General features: G+C 65.1%; 20 protein-coding genes. 12 read left to right on the forward strand and 8 right to left on the reverse strand.

Annotation, left to right across the window (positions count from 1 at the left end):
* The first annotated feature begins 29 nt into the window (after positions 1 to 29).
* Positions 30 to 398: a copper homeostasis periplasmic binding protein CopC gene (copC, locus tag M2395_RS08240; RefSeq protein WP_077933932.1), complete on the forward strand. Its 369-nt coding sequence runs from the start codon at positions 30 to 32 to the stop codon at positions 396 to 398.
* 3 nt (positions 399 to 401) lie between these two features.
* A complete protein-coding gene (gene copD, locus M2395_RS08245; RefSeq protein WP_077933931.1) occupies positions 402 to 1,277 on the forward strand; it encodes a copper homeostasis membrane protein CopD in 876 nt (291 codons plus the stop codon).
* Positions 1,278 to 1,618: 341 nt separating this feature from the next.
* Here copD and M2395_RS08250 read toward each other — a convergent pair whose 3' ends face one another.
* Together M2395_RS08250 and M2395_RS08255 are read right to left on the reverse strand one after the other, a co-directional pair.
* Complete coding sequence (locus M2395_RS08250) at positions 1,619 to 2,743, reverse strand: HlyD family secretion protein (protein ID WP_019094312.1); 1,125 nt, start codon at positions 2,741 to 2,743, stop codon at positions 1,619 to 1,621.
* Positions 2,740 to 4,401: an MFS transporter gene (locus tag M2395_RS08255; RefSeq protein ID WP_123430949.1), complete on the reverse strand. Its 1,662-nt coding sequence runs from the start codon at positions 4,399 to 4,401 to the stop codon at positions 2,740 to 2,742. The genes M2395_RS08250 and M2395_RS08255 overlap by 4 nt, the downstream gene beginning before the upstream one ends.
* Positions 4,402 to 4,609: 208 nt before the next feature.
* Between M2395_RS08255 and dapF the strand changes: the two genes are divergently transcribed.
* Positions 4,610 to 5,404, forward strand: a complete 795-nt coding sequence (gene dapF, locus M2395_RS08260) for a diaminopimelate epimerase (protein WP_053150941.1) — start codon at positions 4,610 to 4,612, stop codon at positions 5,402 to 5,404.
* 15 nt (positions 5,405 to 5,419) lie between these two features.
* Here the strand turns inward: dapF and M2395_RS08265 are convergent, their stop codons facing one another.
* Positions 5,420 to 6,904 (reverse strand): DASS family sodium-coupled anion symporter, encoded by a 1,485-nt coding sequence (locus tag M2395_RS08265; protein ID WP_053150938.1) that lies wholly within the window; start codon positions 6,902 to 6,904, stop codon positions 5,420 to 5,422.
* A 260-nt stretch (positions 6,905 to 7,164) separates the two neighbouring features.
* Here M2395_RS08265 and M2395_RS08270 point away from each other — a divergent pair, with 260 nt between their 5' ends.
* Together M2395_RS08270 and M2395_RS08275 are read left to right on the forward strand one after the other, a co-directional pair.
* The gene (locus M2395_RS08270) at positions 7,165 to 8,772 is read left to right on the forward strand and encodes a methyl-accepting chemotaxis protein (RefSeq protein ID WP_405046080.1); all 1,608 of its coding nucleotides are present in this window, start codon (positions 7,165 to 7,167) and stop codon (positions 8,770 to 8,772) included.
* A 117-nt stretch (positions 8,773 to 8,889) separates the two neighbouring features.
* The gene (locus M2395_RS08275) at positions 8,890 to 10,086 is read left to right on the forward strand and encodes an HD-GYP domain-containing protein (RefSeq protein ID WP_123430950.1); all 1,197 of its coding nucleotides are present in this window, start codon (positions 8,890 to 8,892) and stop codon (positions 10,084 to 10,086) included.
* A 3-nt stretch (positions 10,087 to 10,089) separates the two neighbouring features.
* Here the strand turns inward: M2395_RS08275 and bkdR are convergent, their stop codons facing one another.
* Entirely contained in the window at positions 10,090 to 10,578 is a 489-nt protein-coding gene (bkdR, locus tag M2395_RS08280; RefSeq protein WP_011060831.1) for a Bkd operon transcriptional regulator BkdR, read from the reverse strand.
* Between the two features lie 196 nt (positions 10,579 to 10,774).
* Between bkdR and M2395_RS08285 the strand changes: the two genes are divergently transcribed.
* The 5 genes from M2395_RS08285 to M2395_RS08305 all read left to right on the forward strand — a co-directional run bounded on the left by M2395_RS08285 (position 10,775) and on the right by M2395_RS08305 (position 17,077).
* Entirely contained in the window at positions 10,775 to 12,010 is a 1,236-nt protein-coding gene (locus M2395_RS08285; RefSeq protein WP_065363800.1) for a 3-methyl-2-oxobutanoate dehydrogenase (2-methylpropanoyl-transferring) subunit alpha, read from the forward strand.
* Between the two features lies 1 nt (position 12,011).
* A complete protein-coding gene (locus tag M2395_RS08290) occupies positions 12,012 to 13,070 on the forward strand; it encodes an alpha-ketoacid dehydrogenase subunit beta (protein WP_123430951.1) in 1,059 nt (352 codons plus the stop codon).
* Positions 13,071 to 14,375 carry a dihydrolipoamide acetyltransferase family protein gene (locus M2395_RS08295; protein ID WP_053150929.1) on the forward strand — a complete coding sequence of 435 codons (1,305 nt, stop codon included), beginning with the start codon at positions 13,071 to 13,073 and terminating at the stop codon, positions 14,373 to 14,375.
* A 3-nt stretch (positions 14,376 to 14,378) separates the two neighbouring features.
* Positions 14,379 to 15,770 carry a dihydrolipoyl dehydrogenase gene (gene lpdA, locus M2395_RS08300; protein WP_041117646.1) on the forward strand — a complete coding sequence of 464 codons (1,392 nt, stop codon included), beginning with the start codon at positions 14,379 to 14,381 and terminating at the stop codon, positions 15,768 to 15,770.
* Positions 15,771 to 16,057: 287 nt separating this feature from the next.
* Positions 16,058 to 17,077 (forward strand): branched-chain amino acid aminotransferase, encoded by a 1,020-nt coding sequence (locus tag M2395_RS08305; protein WP_015635266.1) that lies wholly within the window; start codon positions 16,058 to 16,060, stop codon positions 17,075 to 17,077.
* Between the two features lie 95 nt (positions 17,078 to 17,172).
* Here the strand turns inward: M2395_RS08305 and M2395_RS08310 are convergent, their stop codons facing one another.
* From M2395_RS08310 to M2395_RS08320, 3 genes are read right to left on the reverse strand one after another with little or no spacing between them, the layout of a single operon-like run.
* On the reverse strand, positions 17,173 to 17,871 hold the full coding sequence (locus M2395_RS08310; protein ID WP_065363798.1) for a hypothetical protein: 699 nt from the start codon (positions 17,869 to 17,871) through the stop codon (positions 17,173 to 17,175).
* 12 nt (positions 17,872 to 17,883) lie between these two features.
* Positions 17,884 to 18,777 carry a TIGR03915 family putative DNA repair protein gene (locus M2395_RS08315; protein WP_123430952.1) on the reverse strand — a complete coding sequence of 298 codons (894 nt, stop codon included), beginning with the start codon at positions 18,775 to 18,777 and terminating at the stop codon, positions 17,884 to 17,886.
* Entirely contained in the window at positions 18,774 to 19,994 is a 1,221-nt protein-coding gene (locus tag M2395_RS08320) for a putative DNA modification/repair radical SAM protein (RefSeq protein ID WP_015635263.1), read from the reverse strand. Before M2395_RS08320 ends, M2395_RS08315 begins: the two co-directional genes overlap by 4 nt.
* Before the next feature lie 178 nt (positions 19,995 to 20,172).
* Here M2395_RS08320 and M2395_RS08325 point away from each other — a divergent pair, with 178 nt between their 5' ends.
* Entirely contained in the window at positions 20,173 to 20,823 is a 651-nt protein-coding gene (locus M2395_RS08325; protein WP_123430953.1) for a sel1 repeat family protein, read from the forward strand.
* A gap of 54 nt (positions 20,824 to 20,877) precedes the next feature.
* Here M2395_RS08325 and M2395_RS08330 read toward each other — a convergent pair whose 3' ends face one another.
* Positions 20,878 to 21,828, reverse strand: a complete 951-nt coding sequence (locus M2395_RS08330) for a DMT family transporter (RefSeq protein WP_053150921.1) — start codon at positions 21,826 to 21,828, stop codon at positions 20,878 to 20,880.
* A gap of 111 nt (positions 21,829 to 21,939) precedes the next feature.
* Here M2395_RS08330 and M2395_RS08335 point away from each other — a divergent pair, with 111 nt between their 5' ends.
* On the forward strand, positions 21,940 to 22,737 hold the full coding sequence (locus M2395_RS08335; protein WP_019094321.1) for a helix-turn-helix domain-containing protein: 798 nt from the start codon (positions 21,940 to 21,942) through the stop codon (positions 22,735 to 22,737).
* Positions 22,738 to 22,747 lie beyond the last annotated feature (10 nt).

A 22,747-nucleotide genomic window follows, 5' to 3' on the forward strand; every position in this document is an offset into this window, starting at 1 on the left:
GCCCCATTCTCTTTAAAGGTAAACCTGCCATGTCCCTGAAAAACCTCTTCACCACCACCGCCCTGCTGTCCTCCCTGCTGGCCGCCAGTTCAGTGTTCGCCCACGCCCACCTGAAAAGCTCGACCCCGGCGGCCCAAGGCAGTGTCAGCGCGCCCAGCGAGCTGCGTCTTGTATTCACCGAAGGCGTGGAAGCGGCCTTCACCCAGGTCAAGCTGAGCAAGGACGGCGCCCCGGTGGAGGTCAAAAGCGTCGCCACCGAAGGCGCGGACAAGAAGACCCTGGTGGTCACCCCGGCCGCCACGCCGCTGCGCGCCGGCGAGTACAAGGTGCAATGGCACGCCGTGTCGGTGGATACCCACAAGAGCGAAGGCAGCTACAGCTTCAAGGTGAGCCAGTAATCCATGGCGTCATGGCTGGTGCTGTGCCGCTTCGTGCACTTTGCGGTGGTGCTCACCCTGGTGGGCGCCTGGGTGTTTCGCCCGCTGTTGCTGGGCCGAGATTCCGCGCAGAGCGGCCATGGCGCCGTGCATCGACAGCTCGATCGGCTCAGCCGCTGGTTGACGCTGATCGGCCTGGGCAGCGGCCTGTGCTGGCTGCTGCTGATCACCGCCAGCATGGCCGGCTCCTGGTCGGCGGCGCTGGACCCGACAACCGTGCAATTGGTGCTGGGCAAGACCTTCTTCGGCCAGGTGTGGAGCTGGCACCTGTCGCTCAACCTGCTGTTGCTGGGCCTGCTGCTGACCCCGCTGGGCCCGCGCCTGCCACTGCAACTGGGGCTGGGTGCCCTGCTCCTGGCAACCCTGGCTCCGGTGGGCCACGGTGCCATGCTCGATGGGTTGGCGGGGCAGTTGCTGATCCTCAATCAGATCGTGCATTTAAGCTGCGTCGCCATCTGGTTGGGGGGCTTGCTGGTGTTGTTGCTGGTGTTGCGGCAACCCGCTGGGCTGTCTGTCGAGCCCTTGTTAAAGCGCTTCAGCGGCGTGGGTTATGGGCTGGTAACCGGCTTGCTGCTAACCGGCCTGATCAACGTGCGGGTGCTCACCGGGCAATGGTGGCCGACTCCATTGTTCAATGGTTTTGCCCTGATCCTGCTGATCAAGGTGCTGCTGGTGGCGGGGATGCTGGGGCTGGCGCTGTTCAACCGCCTGCGAATCCGCGGTTGCGACCAGCGCCTTGCCAGCCTGCGCAACAGCGTGCAGGTGGAATGGCTGCTGGGAGTGGCCGCAGTGGCGGCGGTCTCGTTGCTGGGCACCTTGCCGCCGATGCAGGCGGTCTAAACCTCAGCCTGTAGGAGCTGGCTTGCCAGCGAAAGCGTCGGCAGCATCGCTGCAAATCTTACGGACCGCTTCGCCGGCAAGCCGGCTCCTACGCAAAGCATCGAGCCTTGGGAAAACCCAGCCCTTGTAGGCGCTGGCTTGCCAACGAAAGCGCCCGCAACATCGGCGCAAGTCTTGCGGACCGCTTCGCCGGCAAGCCGGCTCCTACGCAAAGCATCGAGCCTTGGGAAAACCCAGCCCTTGTAGGCGCTGGCTTGCCAGCGAAAGCGTTTGCAGCATCGGTGCAAATCTTGCCGGCCTCTTCGCCGGCAAGCCGGCTCCTACGTGAGGTGCTGTGTCGGCTATTGGCTGGTATCAATGCTGACCACCACCGACAACCCCGGGCGCAGGCGTTCAAGCTCCGGCTGGTCCGGGTCGACGGTGATCCGCACCGGCACCCGCTGGGCAATCTTGACGAAGTTACCGGTGGCATTGTCGGCCTGCAGCAAGGCGAACTCGGAACCGGTGGCCGGGGAGATCCGCTGCACCTTGCCGGTGAATTTGCGGTGGTTCAGGGCGTCCACGGTAAAGCTCACCGGCTGCCCGACCCGGACGTTGTCCATTTGGGTTTCCTTCATGTTGGCAATCACCCACAGCTGGTTTGGCACCAGGGCCATGAGCTGGGCGCCGGAGTTGACGTAGGCCCCCAGGCGCACGCCGATCTGCCCCAGCTGGCCGTCCCGCGGGGCGAGGATGCGGGTGTTGGACAGGTCGATCCGCGCCAGTTCCACCGCGGCTTCGGCGCTGGCCACCGCCGCTTCCAGGGAGCCGCGGTTGACGATCACGGTCTGCAGGTCCTGGCGGGCTATTTCCAGTTGCGCCTGGGCCTGGGCCACGGCGGCCACGGTCTGGGCATTGGCCGCGCGGGTCACGTCCAGTTCACGCCGGGACACCGAGCCGTCGGCAATCAGTGCTTCGTTGCGTTGCAGGTCGGCTGCGCTCTTGCGCGCCTGGGCCTGGCTGTCGGCCAGGGCCGCCTGGCGCAGCTTGATGGTGGCTTCGGCGCTGTTGCGCTGTTGCAGGGCATTGGCCAGGGCCGCCTTCTGCACCGCCAGTTGCGCCAGGGACTGGTCCAGGCGCTGCTGGTAGATGCGGTCGTCAAGGCGCACCAGCAGGTCGCCGGCCTTGACCTGCTGGAAGTCCTGCACCGGCACCTCGAACACGTAGCCACTGAGCTGCGGGCCGATGATGGTCACCTGCCCCCGCACCAGGGCGTTCTCGGTGCTTTCGATGGCGCTGGAGAACGGTGGCAGTTGCCAGGCGTAGAGCACGATCAGCACACCAACGATGGCGATGGCGGCAAAGCCCAGGGACGAGATGATGCGCACCGCCAGCGGCCGTGGCTCGGTGGCCGGCATGGTCGGCGGGCCGCTGGGCTCGGGAGTCGAGGCAATGGCGTTGGTGGTGGGGTTGACGGTTTCGCTCATGAAGAAGAGGCACCACTTTGTTGAACGGGAGCCGGGGCGGCGGGCGCGATCGCTTGGGTCGTGCTCATCAGCCACAGGCTGCGAATGAATATCCAGATCATGGTCAGTACCGCAATCACCGCGATCAGCATGAATACATCGTTATAGGCCAGTACGTTGGCTTCGCGCGTGGCCGCGGTGGCCAGGCTGCGTATGCCTTGCAGGGTGCGCAGGTCCGGGTCGGCGATGACCTTGCCGTAGGCCGCCCCGCCGCTCTGTACCCGGGCCAGGACCTGGGGATCGAGCAGGGTCAACTGCTCGACGATATGGCTGGAATGGTACTTCTCGCGCACGATCTGGAAGGTCCCGAGCAGGGCCGAGCCGATCAGCCCGCCAAGGTTCTGGCAGATGCCGAACAGCACCGAGAAGCTCACCAGGTTGCGCGGGTTGGTCAGCACGTTGCGGGTGCCCAGGACCATGGTCGGGCCAAGAAAGAACGTACCGCCGAAGGCCAGCAGGAACTGGCTGAAGTACATGTTGGCCGGGCGCGTGAGGTTGCTCGAAAAGCTGTCCATTACCGACCCAAGGGCCATCAGCGCCAGGGAAATGACCAGTGGCATCAGCAGGTGCGCCGGGTTGATGGTCAGGGCGCTGGTGGCCAGCCCGGCAATGCTGCCCAGCAGCATCACCCCGTAGAGCATGCGCATCTGCTGGCTGCTCATGTTCAGCGCCTGGAGAAAGCCTACGGCGCCGGTGGACTGTTCCGACAGCACCATGCGAATCAGTATCACTGCCAGGGCCAGGCGGATTATCGCCCCGCTGCCCAGCCAGCGGGTCATCAGCATCGGGTTGCTGCGGTTATGTTCGATGCACAGCCCGGCCATGATCAGCAGGATCGAGGCGGCGCTGGCGTAGCCGATCCACGGCGCCTCCAGCCACCAGTCGATGCGCCCCAGGGACAGCACCGCGCACAGCAGGGCCACGCCAGTGGCCAATAGGGCAAAGGTCAGGAAATCGAGCTTCTCGAAGGTACGGAAGCGGTCCCCCGGCGGCAGCTTGAGCATGAACACGCAGCCCAGGGAGGTCAGCGCCAGGCCCAGTTCGAACAGGTACAGGCCGCGCCATTCGGCGATCTGCAGCAGGTCCTCGGAAAACAGCCGGGCCAGGGGCAAGGCCAGTTGCGAGGCGCCCAGCCCCAGCACCAGGGCCTTGAGCCGCCACTTCGCCGGGAAGGCCTGGACCATGTAGTACAGGCCCAGGGAGCTCAGCGCCGCGCCGACCATGCCGTGGGCCGCGCGCACGGCGATGGCCGAGCTCAGGTCGTTGACGAACAGGTGGCCGAAGGTCACCAGGGCGTAGAGCACCAGGAACACTTCGGTGAAGGCGCGCAGGCCGAACTGCTGGCGAAACTTCACCAGCAACAGGTTCATCGACACGTTGGTCATCACGTAGGCGGCCGGCAGCCAGGCCATTTCCGCGGTGGTCGCCCCCAGCGCCCCCTGCAGGTACGGCAGGTTGGCGATCACCAACGAGTTGCCCAGGCCACCGGTGATGGCCACCAGCAAGCCCACCAGCGCGTAGGCCAGGCGCTTGTGGGTAGGGTGCAACGGGGTCGAGGGGGAGCCGGGCAAGCTGGGCTTTTCGTGGGGCTGCCAGTTGCGCGGGGCGTAGTGATCCATGCCATGACCTTGTGCTGTGCCGGCCGCTGTTGCGGCGGTCGGCGATATTCCCGGTGGTCCGGCAGTGTGCCGGAAAATCCCGCCGCCCAGGCAATGCCCGGGCTTGCAGGATGAATTTTATTTTAAGGCGCTGGCGTCGGTGGCTTTTTTTCGGAATCCTGCATGCGCTGCCCCCCGCCCTTCCCTGCCCTCGCCTGTTGGAGCCCGAATGCCCCTGAACTTTGTGAAGATGCACGCCAATGGTGACGACTTCGTGCTGATCGATGCCCGTGGCCGCACCAACCCGATCACCCGCGAGCTGGCCAGGGCCCTGGGGGACCGCCGGCGTGGCATCGGTTTCAATCAGTTGGTGGTGCTCGGCGATTGCAGCGACAGCGCGGCGCAACTGACCTTCTTCAACGCCGATGGTTCCAGCCTGGACACCTGCGGCAGTGCCACCCGGGGCGCCGCCGACCTGCTGATGCAGGAAAGCGGCGTCACCTCGGTGCAGGTGAAAACCGCCCGCGGCCTGCAGCAATGCCTGCGCCTTGAGGATCGGTCGGTGTCCGTGGAAATGGGCCTGCCTTCGTTCGACTGGCAGGCCATCCCCCTGGCCCGAGAGCTGGACAGCCTGCACCTGCCACTGCCGGGAACACCGGCGGCGTGCAGCATGGGCAACCCCCATTGCAGTTTTTTCGTCGACGATCTGGAACAGCTGGACATTGCCACGCTGGGCCCACAGATCGAGAGCGACCCGCTGTTTCCGCACAAGACCAATGTGCATTTCATTCAGGTGATCGACCGCCAGACCATCCGTCTGCGCATCTGGGAGCGCAATGGCGCCATCCCCCTGGGTTCCGGCTCCTGCTCCTGCGCAGCGGCAGTCAACGGCATCCGCCGCGGCCTGCTGGACAGCCCGGTGCGGGTGCTGTGCGATGGCGGGCCGGTGACGGTGAGCTGGGACGGCCAGGGCAAGGTGCGCCTGGCCGGCAGCGTGACCCGGGTGTTCAGCGGGTCACTGTGAAGGGATTTACTTTTCCTACATCCAGCCCAGCCATTTCCACCAGGTCATGGCGAACACCAGCATCAGCAGGTAGCCGATCAGCGTCACCAGCAGCCCGACCTTGGCGAACTGCCGGGCATTGAAGGTCTCGGTACCCAGGCAGACCATGTTCTGCGGCGCGTTGATCGGCAGGATGAAGCCGTAGCTGACCACAAAGCCCAGGAGCATGGTCATGCCCAGGCGGCTGAACTCACCCGGCAGGGTCTGCAGCACGGCGATCAGGATCGGCAGCAAGGCCGAGGTCAGCGCCGTGGCGCTGGCGAACCCCAGGTGGATGAGGATCAGGAACGCCGCGAGAATCGCGAACACCGCCAAAGGTCCGACTTGGTCCAGGCCGGTATGGGCCACCACCTGGCTCCCCAGCCACTGCCCGGCCTGGGTACTGAGCAGCGCCGACCCCAGGCTGATGCCGACCCCGAAGACGATCACCGTGCCCCAGGGAATGCGCGACTGCACATCCTTCCAGGTCATGATGCCGATCCGTGGCAGCAGCAGGATCACCAGCCCGGCGTAGGTGGTGGTCGTGGTGTCGAAGGGGTGCAGCTTGCCTTCGGTGGACCAGGCCAGAAGCAGCAGCACCGACACCGCCAGCAGGCGCTTCTGCGGCCCGGTCATGGGGCCGATGTCCGCCAGGGACTGGGCCACCGCTTCCTTGCCACCGGGAATGCTGTCGGTTTCCGGCGGCAGCAGTTTCAGCACCAGCCACAGCAGCACCAGGGACATGATCACCGCCCAGGGCGCGCCGGCGATCAGCCAGTCGAGCCAGGCCACGCGCTGGCCGAGCATCTTGTCCATGAAGCCCACGGTCAGCAGGTTCTGCGCCGCGGCGGTCTGGATGCCGACGTTCCAGATGCTGGTGCCCTGGGCCACGACTATCATCAACCCGGCGGCGATGTTCGAGCGCTTGTCGACGCCGAAGGCGGCAATCACCCCCATCATGATCGGCACCACACAGGCACTGCGGGCCGTGGCGCTGGGCACCAGCAGGCTGAGGAGGATGGTCACGGCAATAGCGCCGATGAGGATGCGCCGGGTGCTGGTGCCGACCCGGGTCAGGGTCACCAGGGCGATGCGCCGGTCGAGGCCGGTGTGGGTCATGGCCGCGGCGATGAACAAGGCACCGGCCACCAGGGCCAGGGCCGAATTGGAAAACCCGGTGAGGGCCAGGCCGATGGCCGCCGAGCTGCCATAGAGCTGGCTCGGGTCCTGCAGGGTCGGCGCGGTGCCGATGAGGAAGGCCATCAAGGCGGTGATCATGATCGCGCTGGCCTCGTAGGACACCGCCTCGCTGATCCACACCACCACGGCAAAGGCCAGGATCGCCAGCATCCGGTGCCCCGCCACCGGCAGGTCGGCGGGCAGTGGCAACAGCAGCACGGCAACCATTGCCAGCACGGCGATCAGCAATCCAATCGGTAATACAGCCTTGGCCGTGGGCGCCGTTGTCAGAGGCGTAGTCATGGGCCTTTTCCTTTGCAATTGGAGAGGCGCCCAGCTTGCTACAAAACCGCCAAAAGCGCGTTGATGAAGGTCAAGCTACCCGGCTGCCTGCCTTGGCTCTGCCGCTGGATGGAAGCCCCATGCACGCAGAGAAATATTTTTTTACATCTCTACAGATTTTTCATCTCTTTGGAGTCACAGTGCTATCAAGGCGACAAGGAGTCGAAAAAAATTGGCGGTATCACTCCAACCTGCAAGGTGCCTTTATGGTGACAAGAAACATGAAACTGACTTCCAGGGCGCTACTGAGTTTCGGCGCTATCTGTGTACTGCTGATTGGTCTGGGAGGGCTGGCACTGTGGAAAATGGGACAGATTCACGACGCGGCACTGGATCTGCAAACCAACTGGCTGCCCAGCGTCAGGCAAGCCACGAAAATCGAATCCGGCACCTTGCGCGTGCGCCTGGAAGCACTGCACTACGCCACTGAGAACGATGCCCAGAAAGCCGCTTCCCTGGACAAGCTGGGCACCCTGAAGGCCAGCCTGGCCCAGGCCATCAAGGATTACGAACCGCTGGTTTCCAGCGCCGAGGAAAAAACCGCCTTTGATCAGGTCAAGCGCGGCGCCCAGGACTACCTGGACAAGCTGGCGGTGCTGATCGAGAGCAGCAAGACCAACACTGCGCAACAGACCAGCGACTACATCAACCAGGTCACCGTGCCCCTGGCCAATACACTGCAGTCCGCCATCGAGGCACTGATCGCCATCAACGAAAACGGCGCCGAGCACTCCGCCAACCAGGCAGGCCAACAGTTCGACACCGGCCTGACCCTGACCTCGGTGATCATCGTCCTGGCGATTGTCCTGACGATCCTCATCGCCACCCTGTTCACCCGCAGCATCATCCGCCCGGTGCTGTCGCTGCTGGCCACCACCCAGAAGATCGCCGAGGGCGACTTGCGGGCCCAGGTGGACGTCAGCGGCCAGGACGAGCTGACCGACCTGCAGAAATCCACCCAGGCCATGCTCGACAGCCTGAAATCCACCATCCGCCACATCGCCGATTCGTCCACCCAACTGGCTTCCGCGGCCGAGGAAATGAGCGCCATCACCCGCGAGTCCAACGCCGGCATCCAGCAACAGAGCATGGAGACCGACCAGGCCGCCACCGCGGTCAATGAAATGACCGCTGCGGTGGAGGAAGTGGCACGCAACGCGGTGTCCGCCTCGCAATCCACCCAGGCCTCCGAGCGCTCGGCCGGGCTGGGCAAGGAGCGGGTCGAGCAGACCATCCACTCCATCGAGAAACTCACCGGCACCGTGGAACACACCCGGCTGGAAATGGCCGGCCTGGCCCAGCAGGCCCAGGACATCACCAAGGTCCTGGATGTAATCCGCGCCATTGCCGAGCAGACCAACCTGCTGGCCCTGAACGCCGCGATCGAGGCCGCCCGGGCCGGGGAACAGGGCCGCGGCTTCGCCGTGGTGGCCGATGAAGTGCGCGCCCTCGCCCACCGCACCCAGCTCTCGACCCAGGAGATCGAGCAGATGATCCAGGGCATCCAGAGCGGTTCGAGCAAGGCTATGCTGTCTATGCAGCAAAGCAGCGAGGACGCCAGCCAGACCCTGGCCATCGCCCACGAGGCCGGCGCCGCCATCGGTCATATCACCCAGGCCATCAGCGAAATCAACGAACGCAACCTGATGATCGCCACCGCCTCGGAGGAACAGGCCCAGGTGGCACGCTCGGTGGACCAGAACCTGATGAGCATCCGCGACCTGTCGCTGCAAAGCTCGTCCGCCGCCAGCCAGACTTCCATCGCCAGCAGTGAACTGTCGTCACTGGCGGTCAGTCTGAACAAACTGGTGGCACGCTTCTCCCTCTGACCGGGCGCGACCGGTCAAGCGGTTCAGGATAAGTAACGGCAAGGAGCGTTATCGATCAGCCAGCCCGGGCCGCCTCTTGGCGCCCGGGCCGGTCTGAATCAGGTGGGGGGCTCGACCGTGCTCAAACTCATTTCCGTGCAGCAGTTGCAGATGGGCATGTATATCCACCAGTTCTGCGGTTCGTGGCTGGACCATTCGTTCTGGAAAGCCGGCTTCGTGCTCAATAGCCACGCCGACCTGCAGCGCCTGCGCCAGTCCAATGTCAGCAGCCTGTGGATCGACTCGGACAAGGGCCTGGACCTGCCGGCGAACCCGCATCCCAGCGCGCCGCCCGCCCAGCCGCCGCTCAAGGGCGAGGCCCCGCTGCGGGTCGAGCGGGCCGAGGAAATCCAGCGTGCGCTGAAGATCTGCGCCCACTCCAAGAAGGCGGTGATGCAGATGTTCCAGGAGGTGCGCATGGGCCAGGCCATCGAGCTGGTCCAGGTGGACGAGCTGGTGCACAACATCTCCAGCTCGCTGCTGCGCCACCCCGACGTGCTGATCAGCCTGGCCCGGCTCAAGACCGCCGACGACTACACCTACATGCACTCGGTGGCGGTCTGCGCGCTGATGGTGGCGGTGGCCCGGCAACTGGAGCTGCCGGTGGAGCAGGTGCACCAGGCCGGAGTCGCCGGGCTGCTGCATGACATCGGCAAGCTGACCATCCCCGACAGCATCCTCAACAAACCGGAAAAACTCTCCGCCGACGAGTTCGAGCGGATCAAGCTGCACCCTGCCGCCGGTGGTGCCATCCTGCGCCAGAACCCGCAGCTGGACGCGCTGGTGCTGGATGTGTGCCTGCACCATCACGAAAAGATCGACGGCAGCGGCTACCCGCACCACCTGGCGGGGGAGCAGATCAGTCTGTTCGCACAGATGGGCGCGGTCTGCGACGTGTATGACGCCGTGACCTCGACCCGCCCCTACAACCGGGGCTGGGACCCGGCCGAAGCCTTGCAGCGCATGTCCGGCTGGACCGGGCATTTCGGCCCGCGGGTGTTGCAGGCCCTGGTCAAGTGCGTGGGCATCTACCCGGTGGGTTCCCTGGTGCGCCTGAACAGCGGCAAGCTGGCTGTGGTCCTGGAGCAGAACAGCGAGTCGCTGCTGCTGCCCAAGGTCAAGGTGTTCTTTTCCACACGCTCGAAGATGCCCCTGCCGCAACGGGTGCTGGACCTTTCACGGCTGCAGGGCGAGGAACACATCGTCGCCCGGGAAGCGCAAGAGGCCTGGGACTTCAAGCAACTGCAACAGCTGTGGAGCGAAGTCCCGGCCTGAACCTCAGGTGCCCAGGGTCAGGCCGTTGGCCGGCAAGGGCAGCGCGGTCTTGTAGCGCACCTGCTTGAGGGCGAAGCTGGAACGGATATTGGCCACCCCGGGGACCTTGGTCAGGAAGTCCATCATGAAGCGTTCCAGGGACTGGATGCTGGGCACCAGCACCCGGATCAGATAGTCCGGATCACCGGCCATCAGGTAGCACTCCATCACCTCCGGGCGGTCGGCGATGGCCTCCTCGAAGTGCTGCAAGGCCTCTTCCACCTGCTTCTCCAGGCTGACGTGGATGAACACATTGACGTGCAACCCCAACAGGTCGGCATCCAGCAGGGTCACCTGCTCGCGGATCAGCCCCAGCTCCTCCATGGCCTTGACCCGGTTGAAGCACGGGGTGGGAGAAAGATTCACCGAGCGGGCGAGGTCAGCGTTGGTGATGCGGGCATTCTCCTGAAGACTGTTGAGAATGCCGATATCGGTACGGTCCAGTTTGCGCATGAGACAAAACAACCTGTTTTTTATGTTTATGCAGATTTTTTATCTGCAAATACCGTCCAGCGCAATGAAACAGAGATAAATATTCTTCTACGCCCGGCCTATGATGTTTGTAGGACAAGATTTCTCTTACCCAGGGAATGACTGTCAGCTAGCGCGCCCAATTACAAGAAATCCACAAGATCGAGCGTAGAAAGCCATGACCCCAGCGTATGCACCGCTACGCCTGCACGTTCCCGAGCCCTCGGGGCGTCCCGGCTGCAAGACCGACTTCACCTACCTGCGTCTGAACGATGCCGGCCTGGCCCGCAAACCTCCTATCGATATCGAACCTGCCGACTGCGCCGACCTGGCCCGTGGCCTGATCCGCGTGCTCGACGATCAGGGCAACGCCCTGGGCGACTGGGCCGCGGACGTGCCTGTGGAGATCCTCCGCCAGGGCATGCGCGCCATGCTCAAGACGCGGATCTTCGACAACCGCATGGTGGTCGCCCAACGACAGAAGAAGATGTCCTTCTATATGCAGAGCCTGGGCGAGGAAGCCATCGGCAGTGCCCAGGCCCTGGCGTTGAACATCGACGACATGTGCTTCCCCACCTACCGCCAGCAAAGCATCCTGATGGCCCGGGAAGTGCCGCTGGTGGAAATGATCTGCCAACTGCTGTCCAACGAGCGCGATCCGCTCAAGGGGCGCCAGCTGCCGATCATGTACTCGGTGAAGGAATCCGGGTTCTTTACTATCTCCGGCAACCTGGCGACCCAGTTCGTGCAGGGCGTGGGCTGGGGCATGGCCTCGGCGATCAAGGGCGATACCAAGATCGCCTCGGCCTGGATCGGCGACGGCGCCACCGCCGAGTCGGACTTCCACACCGCCCTGACCTTCGCCCACGTCTACCGCGCACCGGTGATCCTCAACGTGGTCAACAACCAGTGGGCGATCTCCACCTTCCAGGCCATCGCCGGCGGTGAAGCCACCACCTTCGCCGGACGCGGCGTGGGCTGCGGCATCGCTTCCCTGCGGGTCGACGGCAACGATTTCATCGCCGTCTACACCGCCTCGCGCTGGGCCGCCGAACGTGCCCGCCGCAACCTTGGCCCGACCCTGATCGAGTGGGTCACCTACCGCGCCGGCCCGCACTCCACCTCCGACGACCCGTCCAAGTACCGCCCGGCCGACGACTGGAGCCACTTCCCCCTGGGCGATCCGATTGCCCGCCTCAAGCAGCACCTGATCAAGATCGGCCAGTGGTCCGAAGAGGAACACGCCGCGGTCAGTGCCGAGCTGGAAGCCCAGGTCATCGCCGCCCAGAAGGAAGCCGAGCAGTACGGCACCCTCGCCGGCGGCCAGATCCCCAGCGCCGCGACCATGTTCGAGGATGTCTACAAGGACATGCCCGAGCACCTGAAACGCCAACGCCAGGAACTGGGGATCTGAAATGAACGATCACAACAACAATATCCAGCTGGACACCGCCATGACCACCACCACCATGACCATGATCCAGGCCCTGCGCTCGGCCATGGATGTGATGCTCGAGCGTGACGACAACGTCGTGGTGTTCGGCCAGGACGTGGGCTACTTCGGCGGCGTGTTCCGCTGCACCGAAGGCCTGCAGGCCAAATACGGCACCTCGCGGGTGTTCGACGCGCCGATCTCGGAAAGCGGCATCGTCGGCGCGGCCATCGGCATGGGCGCCTACGGCCTGCGCCCGGTGGCGGAAATCCAGTTCGCCGACTACGTCTACCCGGCCTCGGACCAGATCATTTCCGAAGCCGCGCGCCTGCGCTATCGCTCCGCCGGCCAGTTCACCGCGCCCATGACCCTGCGCATGCCTTGCGGCGGCGGCATCTACGGCGGGCAGACCCATAGCCAGAGCATCGAGGCGATGTTTACCCAGGTCTGCGGCCTGCGCACCGTGATGCCGTCCAACCCCTACGACGCCAAGGGCCTGTTGATCGCCTCCATCGAGAACGATGACCCGGTGATCTTCCTCGAACCCAAGCGCCTGTATAACGGCCCCTTCGACGGCCACCACGATCGCCCGGTAACCCCCTGGTCGAAACACCCGGCGGCCCAGGTGCCGGACGGCTACTACAAGGTCCCCCTGGACGTGGCGGCCATCGCCCGCCCGGGCAAGGACGTGACCATCCTCACCTACGGCACCACCGTCTACGTGTCGCAAGTGGCGGCCGAGGAAAGCGGCATCGACGCCGAGGTCATCGACCTGCGCAGCCTGTGGCCCCTGGACCTGGACACCATCGTCAAGTCGGTGAAAAAGACCGGCCGTTGCGTGGTGGTGCATGAAGCTACCCGTACCTGCGGTTTCGGCGCCGAACTGGTGTCGCTGGTGCAGGAACACTGCTTCCACCACCTGGAAGCCCCGATCGAGCGCGTCACCGGTTGGGATACGCCGTATCCCCACGCGCAGGAGTGGGCATATTTCCCAGGGCCGTCCCGAGTGGGCGCGGCGCTGCAACGGGTCATGGAGGTCTGAATGGGCACGCACGTTATCAAGATGCCGGACATCGGCGAAGGCATCGCGGAAGTTGAACTGGCGCAGTGGCACGTCAAGGTCGGCGATCAGGTAGTGGAAGATCAGGTTCTGGCAGACGTGATGACCGACAAGGCGATGGTCGACATCCCCTCCCCGGTGCACGGCAAGGTCATCTCCCTGGGCGGCGAGCCCGGTGAAGTGATGGCGGTGGGCAGCATCCTCATCAGCATCGAGGTCGAAGGCGCGGGCAACCTCAAGGAATCCGCCCAGGCAGCCGCACCGGCGGCAAAAGAGCCGGCAGCTATTAATAAGCCCGTGGCCGCCGCGCCAGTGGCCCAAGCCCCCAAAGCGGAAAAACCCGTCGCCAGTCCAGCAGCAGCCTGCCGCCCAGCGCCCCAGGCACCGGTGGCCCGGGAAGCCGACGAGCGTCCGCTGGCCTCGCCGGCGGTGCGCAAGCATGCCCTGGACCTGGGCATCCAGCTGCGCCTGGTGCAAGGCAGCGGCCCGGCCGGGCGCATCCTGCACGAAGACCTGGACGCCTACCTGGCCCAGGACAGCCAGCCGCTCAAGGGTTACTCGGCGCCAGGGGCCGGCTATGCCGAGCGCCATGATGAAGAGCAGATCCAGGTCATTGGCATGCGCCGCAAGATCGCCCAGCGCATGCAGGAGTCCAAGCATCGCGCCGCGCACTTCAGCTATGTCGAGGAAGTGGACGTCACCGCCCTGGAAGAGCTGCGCATCCACCTCAATGAAAAGCACGGCGCCACCCGCGGCAAGCTGACCCTGCTGCCGTTCCTGGTGCGGGCCATGGTAGTGGCCCTGCGCGACTTCCCGCAGATCAACGCCCGCTATGACGACGAAGCCCAGGTCATCACCCGCCACGGCGCGGTGCATGTCGGGGTCGCCACCCAGAGCGACGTCGGCCTGATGGTACCGGTGGTGCGCCACGCCGAAGCCCGCAGCCTGTGGGGCAACGCCGAGGAAATCGCGCGCCTGGCCCAGGCCGCTCGCAGCGGCAAGGCCGCCCGGGATGAACTCTCCGGTTCCACCATCACCCTCACCAGCCTCGGCGCGCTGGGCGGGATCGTCAGCACGCCGGTGCTGAACCTGCCGGAAGTGGCGATTGTCGGGGTCAACCGCATCGTCGAGCGGCCCATGGTGATCAAGGGCCAGATCGTGATCCGCAAGATGATGAACCTCTCCAGCTCCTTCGATCATCGGGTGGTCGACGGCATGGACGCTGCGCAATTCATCCAGGCCATTCGCGGCCTGCTCGAACAACCCGCCACGCTGTTTGTGGAGTAAGACATGCAACAGACTCTCAATACCCAACTGTTGATCATCGGCGGCGGCCCTGGCGGTTATGTGGCGGCCATCCGCGCCGGCCAGCTGGGCATCTCCACCATTCTGGTGGAGGGCCAGTCCCTGGGCGGCACCTGCCTGAACATCGGTTGCATCCCGTCCAAGGCGCTGATCCATGTCGCCGAGCAGTTTCACCAGACCCGCCACCACAGCCAGGGCTCGGCCCTGGGCATCGAAGTGGCGGCGCCAACCCTGAACATCGGCAAGAGCGTGGAATGGAAGGACGGCATCGTCGACCGCCTGACCACCGGGGTCGCCGCGCTGCTGAAGAAAAACAAGGTCCAGGTGATCCAGGGCTGGGCCAGGGTCATCGACGGCAAGACCGTGGAGATCGAAGGCGCCGATACCCGCATCCAGTGCGAGCACCTGCTGCTGGCCACCGGTTCGAAAAGCGTCAACCTGCCGATGCTGCCCATCGGCGGGCCGATCATTTCCTCCACCGAGGCCCTGGCGCCCAAGACCCTGCCCAAGCGCCTGACCGTGGTCGGCGGCGGCTACATCGGCCTGGAACTGGGCATCGCCTACCGCAAGCTCGGGGTCGAGGTCAGCGTGGTGGAGGCCCAGGAACGCATCCTGCCCGCCTACGACGGCGAACTGACCCAGCCGGTGCTGGACTCGGTGAAGCAGTTGGGGATCAAGCTCTACCTCAAGCACAGCGTGCTGGGCTTCGATGCCGCCAGCAGCAGCCTGCAGGTACGCGAACCCAATGGCGACACCCTGAACCTGGCCACCGACCAGGTACTGGTGGCGGTGGGCCGCAAGCCCAACACCCAGGGCTGGAACCTGGAAAGCCTGAACCTGGACATGAACGGCGCGGCCATCAAGATCGACCACCGGTGCCAGACCAGCATGCGCAACGTCTGGGCCATCGGCGACCTGAGCGGTGAGCCGATGCTCGCGCACCGGGCCATGGCCCAGGGCGAGATGGTCGCCGAGCTGATCGCCGGCAAGCACCGGGAATTCAACCCGGCAGCGATCCCCGCGGTGTGCTTCACCGACCCGGAACTGGTGGTGGTGGGCAAGACCCCGGACGAGGCCCGCGCTGCCGGCCTGGATTGCATCGTCAGCAGCTTCCCGTTCGCGGCCAATGGCCGGGCCATGACCCTGGAATCGAAAAGCGGTTTCGTGCGGGTGGTGGCCCGAAGTGACAATCACCTGATTGTCGGCTGGCAGGCAGTGGGAGTCGGAGTCTCCGAGTTGTCCACGGCGTTCGGCCAATCCCTGGAAATGGGCGCGCGCCTGGAAGACATCGGCGGCACCATCCACGCCCACCCGACCCTGGGTGAAGCGGTCCAGGAAGCAGCGCTGCGGGCACTGGGCCACGCCCTGCATCTGTAACCATTCAAGGGGCACACAGGACAGTGCCCAGGTAGGAGCGAGCTTGCTCGCGAAAGGGCTGACGGGGATAGCCAAGCGTTCGCGCCGGGGCCTTCGCGAGCAAGCTCGCTCCTACAGGGGTATGGGGCTGTTAGGGGGGAAGCTTCATAAGCAGGCTAAGTTTTTTTGCGCCCCCTCCCATCGTCCGGGATGCGGCACGCCCCCGGAATGCAGTATTGTTGTGCCCATCCAAAAAAACGTCAGAAGCCTTGAGCCGTTCCGACGGTTGTTAAGCGATAGAGGGTGTCATGGGTAACGAAAGCATCAATTGGGACAAGCTGGGTTTTGACTACATCAAGACAGACAAGCGCTATCTGTCGCACTGGCGTAACGGCGAGTGGGACGCAGGCACCCTGACTGAAGACAATGTGCTGCACATCAGCGAGGGCTCCACCGCCCTGCACTATGGCCAGCAATGTTTCGAAGGCCTCAAGGCCTACCGCTGCAAGGACGGTTCGATCAACCTGTTCCGTCCGGACCAGAACGCCGCACGCATGCAGCGCAGCTGCGCCCGCCTGCTGATGCCGCAGGTCTCCACCGAACAGTTCATCGAAGCCTGCAAGGCCGTGGTCAAGGCCAACGAACGCTTCATCCCGCCCTACGGCACCGGCGGCGCGCTGTACCTGCGCCCGTTCGTGATCGGCGTCGGCGACAACATCGGCGTGCGCACCGCGCCGGAGTTCATCTTCTCGATCTTCGCCATCCCGGTCGGCGCCTACTTCAAGGGCGGCCTGACCCCGCACAACTTCCTGATCTCCAGCTACGACCGCGCGGCCCCGCAAGGCACCGGCGCGGCCAAGGTCGGTGGCAACTACGCCGCCAGCCTGATGCCCGGCTCCCAGGCCAAGAAAGCCAGCTTCGCCGACTGCATCTACCTCGACCCGCTGACCCACAGCAAGATCGAGGAAGTCGGTTCGGCCAACTTCTTCGGCATCACCCACGATGACAAATTCGTCACCCCCAACTCGCCGTCGGTGCTGCCGGGTATCACCCGCCTGTCGCTGATCGAGCTGGCCAAGACCCGCCTGGGCCTGGAAGTGGTCGAAGGCGACGTGTTCATCGACAAGCTCTCGGACTTCAAGGAAGCCGGCGCCTGCGGCACCGCCGCGGTGATCACGCCGATCGGCGGCATCCAGTACCAGGACAAGCTGCACGTGTTCTACAGCGAAAAAGACGTCGGCCCGATCACCCAGAAGCTCTACAAAGAGCTGACCGGCGTGCAGACCGGCGATGTTGAAGCGCCAGCGGGCTGGATCGTCAAGGTCTGATCCCCCCTGCTTCAGCCGAGCCCGCCCCTGCTTGCCAGGGGCGGGCTTTTTCATGCCTGGAGCCTGCAGAATGCCAGCCGAAGGCGGGGCTCCCCTCAGAGGCTGATACCGAACAACATCAGCACCTGTTGCGTTCCATCCACCACCAGCAGCGCGGCCTGGGATGCCATCAAGGTGTAGAAAAAGCTCGCGATCAACACGCAGAGCTCGAACCAGACGAACATCGGCCAGTTGCTGGCGCGCAGCGGCCGCTCCTGCATGAGTTGCCTCACGCCGTTGCGTGGCAGGTGATAGACGATCTCGAACACCTTGGTCTCGCGAAAATTCTTGAACACTGCATACATCACGGCAAAGCCGGTGACAGCCGCCATCCACCAGAAACCGACCAGTTCCACCCCGCTCTGCCCCTGGGACTGGAGGCTGGCGCTCTGTTGAAAAAAATGCATGCCCACCGCTGAAACCAAAGGCATCACGACCCCGAAGTAGACCACCAGCCCCAGGCTGGCCATGGCCACACCGCTGGCAAAGACACTGATGCGGATCACCCAGGCGAGAAACCCGGGGGAAAACTTCGAATAGGCCCTCTGGGTCTCGATCACCAGCAAGGGGATCAGCATGGTCAGCACTCCAACCGCGATGTCCACGACCTTGAACCCGGTCTTGGGCAGCAGCAGCGCCGCCAGGAAGGTCACGCCGCGGCTGCCCACCCGCCACATCATCTTCGCGTCGTCAGTCACTCCCTTCGACCAGAATTCCTCGGTAATGCCCTTGCCGTCATCCACGCCGTCATCCATTGGCTGCCTGCCTCATTGTTCAAAGCCGCCCATTGTCAGGGAAGGCCCTGGGGCCTGCCCAGCGCTATCGCCGCGCGGCTGGCCGATCCGCTTGCCTGGCCGTGCTGCCACCTGGCTGGCCTGGCCGTCGCGCTGCTTGCCGTGGCGAGCCTGGTTGATCAGTGCCGGAATCAGCGGCCCCTCCGGCAGGTGCTTCCAGAAGCGCGCCGGCAAATGCCCCTGCATCACCCGGGGGTTGAGCCGCGCCGGATTGAAGATATGGCTGTAGTAGGCCAGCCACAGCTCGCCCCCAGGGTCTTCACCGGCCTGGGCCAGTTGCCGCCAGGCGCTGGGGCAGCGCCTGTGGTGGTGCAGTTGCGTACCGTCGAAATACACCCCGTCCCGGGGCGTGGCGATCATCCAGCGGTGGCGCCCCATGCGCCCGATGAAATGCCGGCTGGCCTGGGCCAGGATGTCGTGGGCCGGCTCGTGCCAGACCACGTATTCAGGCTGCTCGGCCAGCTGTGAGCGGCCCGCGGGCAAGCTGACGAAGCGCACGAAGGCATGCAGGTGATGGGCCTCGCGGTCGACTTGCTTGATTCGCCGCTGCAACTCGCTGCCCAGTTGATCGCCGCTGAGCATGGCCGTGCGGTCGCCATGGCTGACCCGCCACAGCACCTCGTACAACAGGCTCCAGCGCTGCTCGCCGCGATAGCAGGCGGCCCGTTCCAGCAGCTCCAGCAGGGCCAGGGGAATCCGCGCACGAAACGGACCGGGCTGCTCAGGGCAAGCCTCATCGCTGGCGAACAGATCGGCCTCCTGCGTCCCGGACCAACTGACCCGGCTCGGGTCGATGGAATGGCTGAGCAGCCAGCGCGCCTGCTGGCGCCAGGTGTCGAACAGGTCGTCACAGTCCAGGCTGATCATCCCCAAAGCCCCATCTGCTGCGGTTGCGGGCGTTCCCGCAGTTGCTGGTAGAGCAGCGCGCTGCTGGTCTCCGCCTGCTGCGGGTGATAGTCGCTGGTGATAAAGAACGGCCTGGCCTTGCTCAGCACACAGCGCATGCGCGCCAGGTCCTCGTAGCGGATACGCCGCTCGCGGCGCAGTTCCACCAGGCGCTGGGTAGTGCGCAGGCCGATCCCCGGAATGCGCGAGATCAGCGCCGGTTCGGCACGGTTCAGGTCCAGGGGAAACACGCTGCGGTTGTCCAGGGCCCAGGCCAGCTTGGGGTCCATGTCCAGGGCCAGGTGCCCCGGCCCCTGGAACAGTTCGTTGGCGCTGAAGCCATAGCCGCGCAGCAGGAAGTCGGCCTGGTACAGGCGGTGCTCGCGCATCAGCGGTGGCGCGGCCAGGGGTACGCTTTTCGGGCTGTTGGGAATCGGGCTGAAGGCCGAGTAATAGACCCGGCGCAGGCGGAAGTTGCCGTACAGCGCCTCGGCGCTGTGGAGGATGGTGCTGTCGTCGGTGTCATCGGCGCCGACGATCATCTGGGTGCTCTGCCCGGCCGGGGCGAAGCGCGGCGCCCGGGGCTCGTTGAGCACCGTCTGCTCGCCGGTATAGATGGTGCCCATGGCCTGCTTGATCGAACCCAGGTGCTTTTCCGGGGCCAGGGCCTTGAGGCCCTGGTCGGTGGGCAGCTCGACGTTGACGCTGAGGCGGTCGGCGTAGCGCCCGGCCTGCTCGATCAGCAACGGGTCGGCGTCGGGGATGGTCTTGAGGTGGATGTAGCCACGGAACTCGTGCTCTTCGCGCAGCAGCCTGGCCACCTGCACCAGTTGCTCCATGGTGTAGTCCGCCGAGCGGATGATCCCCGAGCTGAGGAACAGCCCGCTGACGCAATTGCGCCGGTAGAAATCCAGGGTCAGGCGCACGACTTCCTCGGGGCTGAAGCGTGCCCGGGGTACGTCGCTGGAACGGCGATTGACGCAGTACTGGCAGTCGTAGAGGCAGAAATTGGTCAGCAGCACCTTGAGCAGCGAGACGCAGCGCCCGTCCGGCGTATAGCTGTGGCAGATGCCCATGCCATTGCTCGAACCCAGCCCGCTCTTGCCTTCGGAACTGCGCTTGGGCGCGCCGCTGCTGGCGCAGGAAGCGTCGTACTTGGCGGCGTCGGCGAGGATGCTCAGCTTGTCGATCAGTTGCATGGTCGGGCCCGGATACTGTTTTTATATACAGTACAGAGTAAAACCCCGGGACCACAAGAGAGCTGCCGGGGCAAATTGAAAAAAAACGTCTCGCCACCCCGTCGGCGGCCTGGAGCTATTGGCGAAAATCCTTAAGATACCCCCCCGCGCCCACGCCCCCTGGAAAGGACTCTGCCCCATGCATCGCCTCTACCGTTTCTGCCTGTTCGGCATGGCCTTGCTGTCGAGCATTGCCGCCAGCGCCGCGCCCACCGACCAGGAACTGATCGCTGCCCTGTACGCCAAAGTCCAGGCCCGGCAGGACTGGCAGGCCCAGGCCAGGCAATGCCCCGGCGACAACATGCCGGCCAGGGCCGCGATACGGGCCACGCAGGCCAACCGCTGCGAAATCCCGGAGCAGCTGGGGGCCTGCCTGCAGCGCTGCGAGACCGGCGACGGCAACGATTGCTACTGGCTGGCAACCACCCTGCAACAGGCCAAAGGGCCGGCCGAAGGCTATGAACCGCTGTACCAGCGCGCTTGCAGCCTGGGCCTGGTCTCCGGCTGCACCAACCGCGCCGCCGGCATGCTCACGGCCGACGCCGACAGCCAGGGCACCCGGCACTGTGCAGTGCAGACCTTCAACAAGGCCTGTGAGCTGGATGACCCCTGGGCCTGCACCATGTACGGCTTCCACCTGAGCCGGGGCATAGGCGTAGCGCCCGACGCCGATCTGGCGCTGAAGGTGCTGGATAAATCCTGCAAGCACGGCCCCGCCGACCCTGCCTGCAGCGGTGCCCGCCAGTTGCAGGAAGACATTCGCAACGCCCTTGAGGCGGCGAAACGCTGAATCGTCCCGGGAACGGTTTCGCTGGCAGGAGCCGACTTGCCAGCGCCCGGGCTTTCAAGAACTGCGCGGCGCCACCGGGCTTTCGCGATTGCGCTTGAAACGCTGGCGCAGCCACTCGTAGCCGCTGACCATGACAATCCCCGCCAGCACCAGCAACGCGCCGAAAATGAAGTTCGGCTCCAGCGGCTCATGCAGCAGCCAGACCCCGAAACCGATGCCGAACAGCGGGGTCATGAACGACAGCACGCCCAACCGCGAGGCCGGGTAGCGGCGCAGCAGGGTGAACCAGATCAGGAAGCTGGCGAACGACACCACCAACACCTGGAAGCCCAGGCTGGCGACCACCAACGGAGTGAAATGGATGCTGGTCTGATCGGTCAGCAGCGCCGCCAGCCCGAGCCAGACAAAGGCCCCCAGCAGTTGATACTGCAGGGTCCGGGTGGTGGGGCTGGAGGCTAGCCGCGAACAGCGCACCACCACGGTGGTCGCGCCCCAGGCGACCCCGCCCAGCACCCCGAGAAAATCCCCCTGCAGCACATGGCTGCCACCGCCGTGCCCGGCCGCGGCGGGGCCGCTAAAGGCCACGACTATGCCGCCAAAGGCCACACCGATACCCAGCCACTGCGCGGGTTTCAACCGCTCGGCCGGCATCAGCCAGTGCAGCCCCAGGGCGGCGAAGATCGGCGCGGTATAGAGAAAGATCGCCATGTGCGAGGCCGTGGTGTAGCGCAGCCCTTCACCCACCAGCAAAAACTCCAGGGCGAACAGCCCGCCCACCAGCAGGCCCGGGCGCCAATGGCCGTCGCTCAGCCCCAGGCGCTCGCCGCGCCAGCACATCAGCAGCCCCACCAGCAGCGCCGCGCCGCCGGAGCGCAGGGCAATCTGCAGCACAGGGGCGATGTCCGATGCGGTGGCCTTGAGCGCCACCTGCTGCAGGCCCCAGATCGCGCACAGGCCGACCATCAGGCTGCAGGCGGTGGCATCCAGGGGTTGGCGAGTGGCCATGGCAGATCCTTCATCGAGAAAAAGTGATGAAGGATTGTCCGCCTGACAGTTTTCCTAGATATAGTTTTAATCCGCCAGCCCATAGCACTTATCCGCCAACCGGTGCCCGCCGTGAACAAAGCCGCGCAACAGTTGCACCTGCCACCTTTCAGCGAAGCCCTGCCGGCGCCGATCTTCTTTCGCGCGGCCAACCTGCCGGCCCACGCCACCTACCCGCGCCACCGCCATCCGTGGGGCGAGTTCGTCTATGCCTACAGCGGGGTGATGGAAATCGAGCTGGGCGACCACCATTACCTGGCGCCGCCGCAGTACGGCATCTGGCTGCCGCCGAATGTGGAGCACATGGGCTTCAACCGCCACGAAGCCTGCCACTGCTCGCTGTACCTGGCGCCCGAGCTGTGCACCGCCCTGCCCGCCCGGCACTGCGCCCTGAGCCTCAGCCCGCTGGTCCTGGCGCTCCTGGACGACTTGCGCCAGGCGCCACCGGGCCTGCCCCAGAGCGACGAGCAACAGCGCCTGCTGCAGGTGCTGGTGGACAAGCTGGGGCATGCCTCCTGCGCCGGCAGCTACCTGCCCTCTTCCGACGACCCGCTGCTGGGCCCGGTGCTGCGCACCCTCAAGGCCAACCCAGGCGACCCGCGCTCGCTGCCGCAACTGGCCCATGCCGCCAACACCAGCGAACGCACGCTGATGCGGCGCAGCCAGCGCGAGCTGGGCATGTCACTGGTGGAATGGCGCCAGCGCCTGAAGGTGGTGCAGGCCCTGGCCCTGCTGGAACAGGGACGGACCGTGGAAAGCATCGGCCTGGACCTGGGCTACAGCAGCGCCTCGGCCTTTATCAGCATGTTCCGGCGGATGATGGGCACCACCCCGGATGAATACCGCCGCCAAGCCATGGGCCGCGACTGAGCCCGGCGCG

The sequence above is a fragment of the Pseudomonas sp. BIGb0176 genome (assembly GCF_024810175.1).
GTDB classification, from domain to species: domain Bacteria; phylum Pseudomonadota; class Gammaproteobacteria; order Pseudomonadales; family Pseudomonadaceae; genus Aquipseudomonas; species Aquipseudomonas protegens.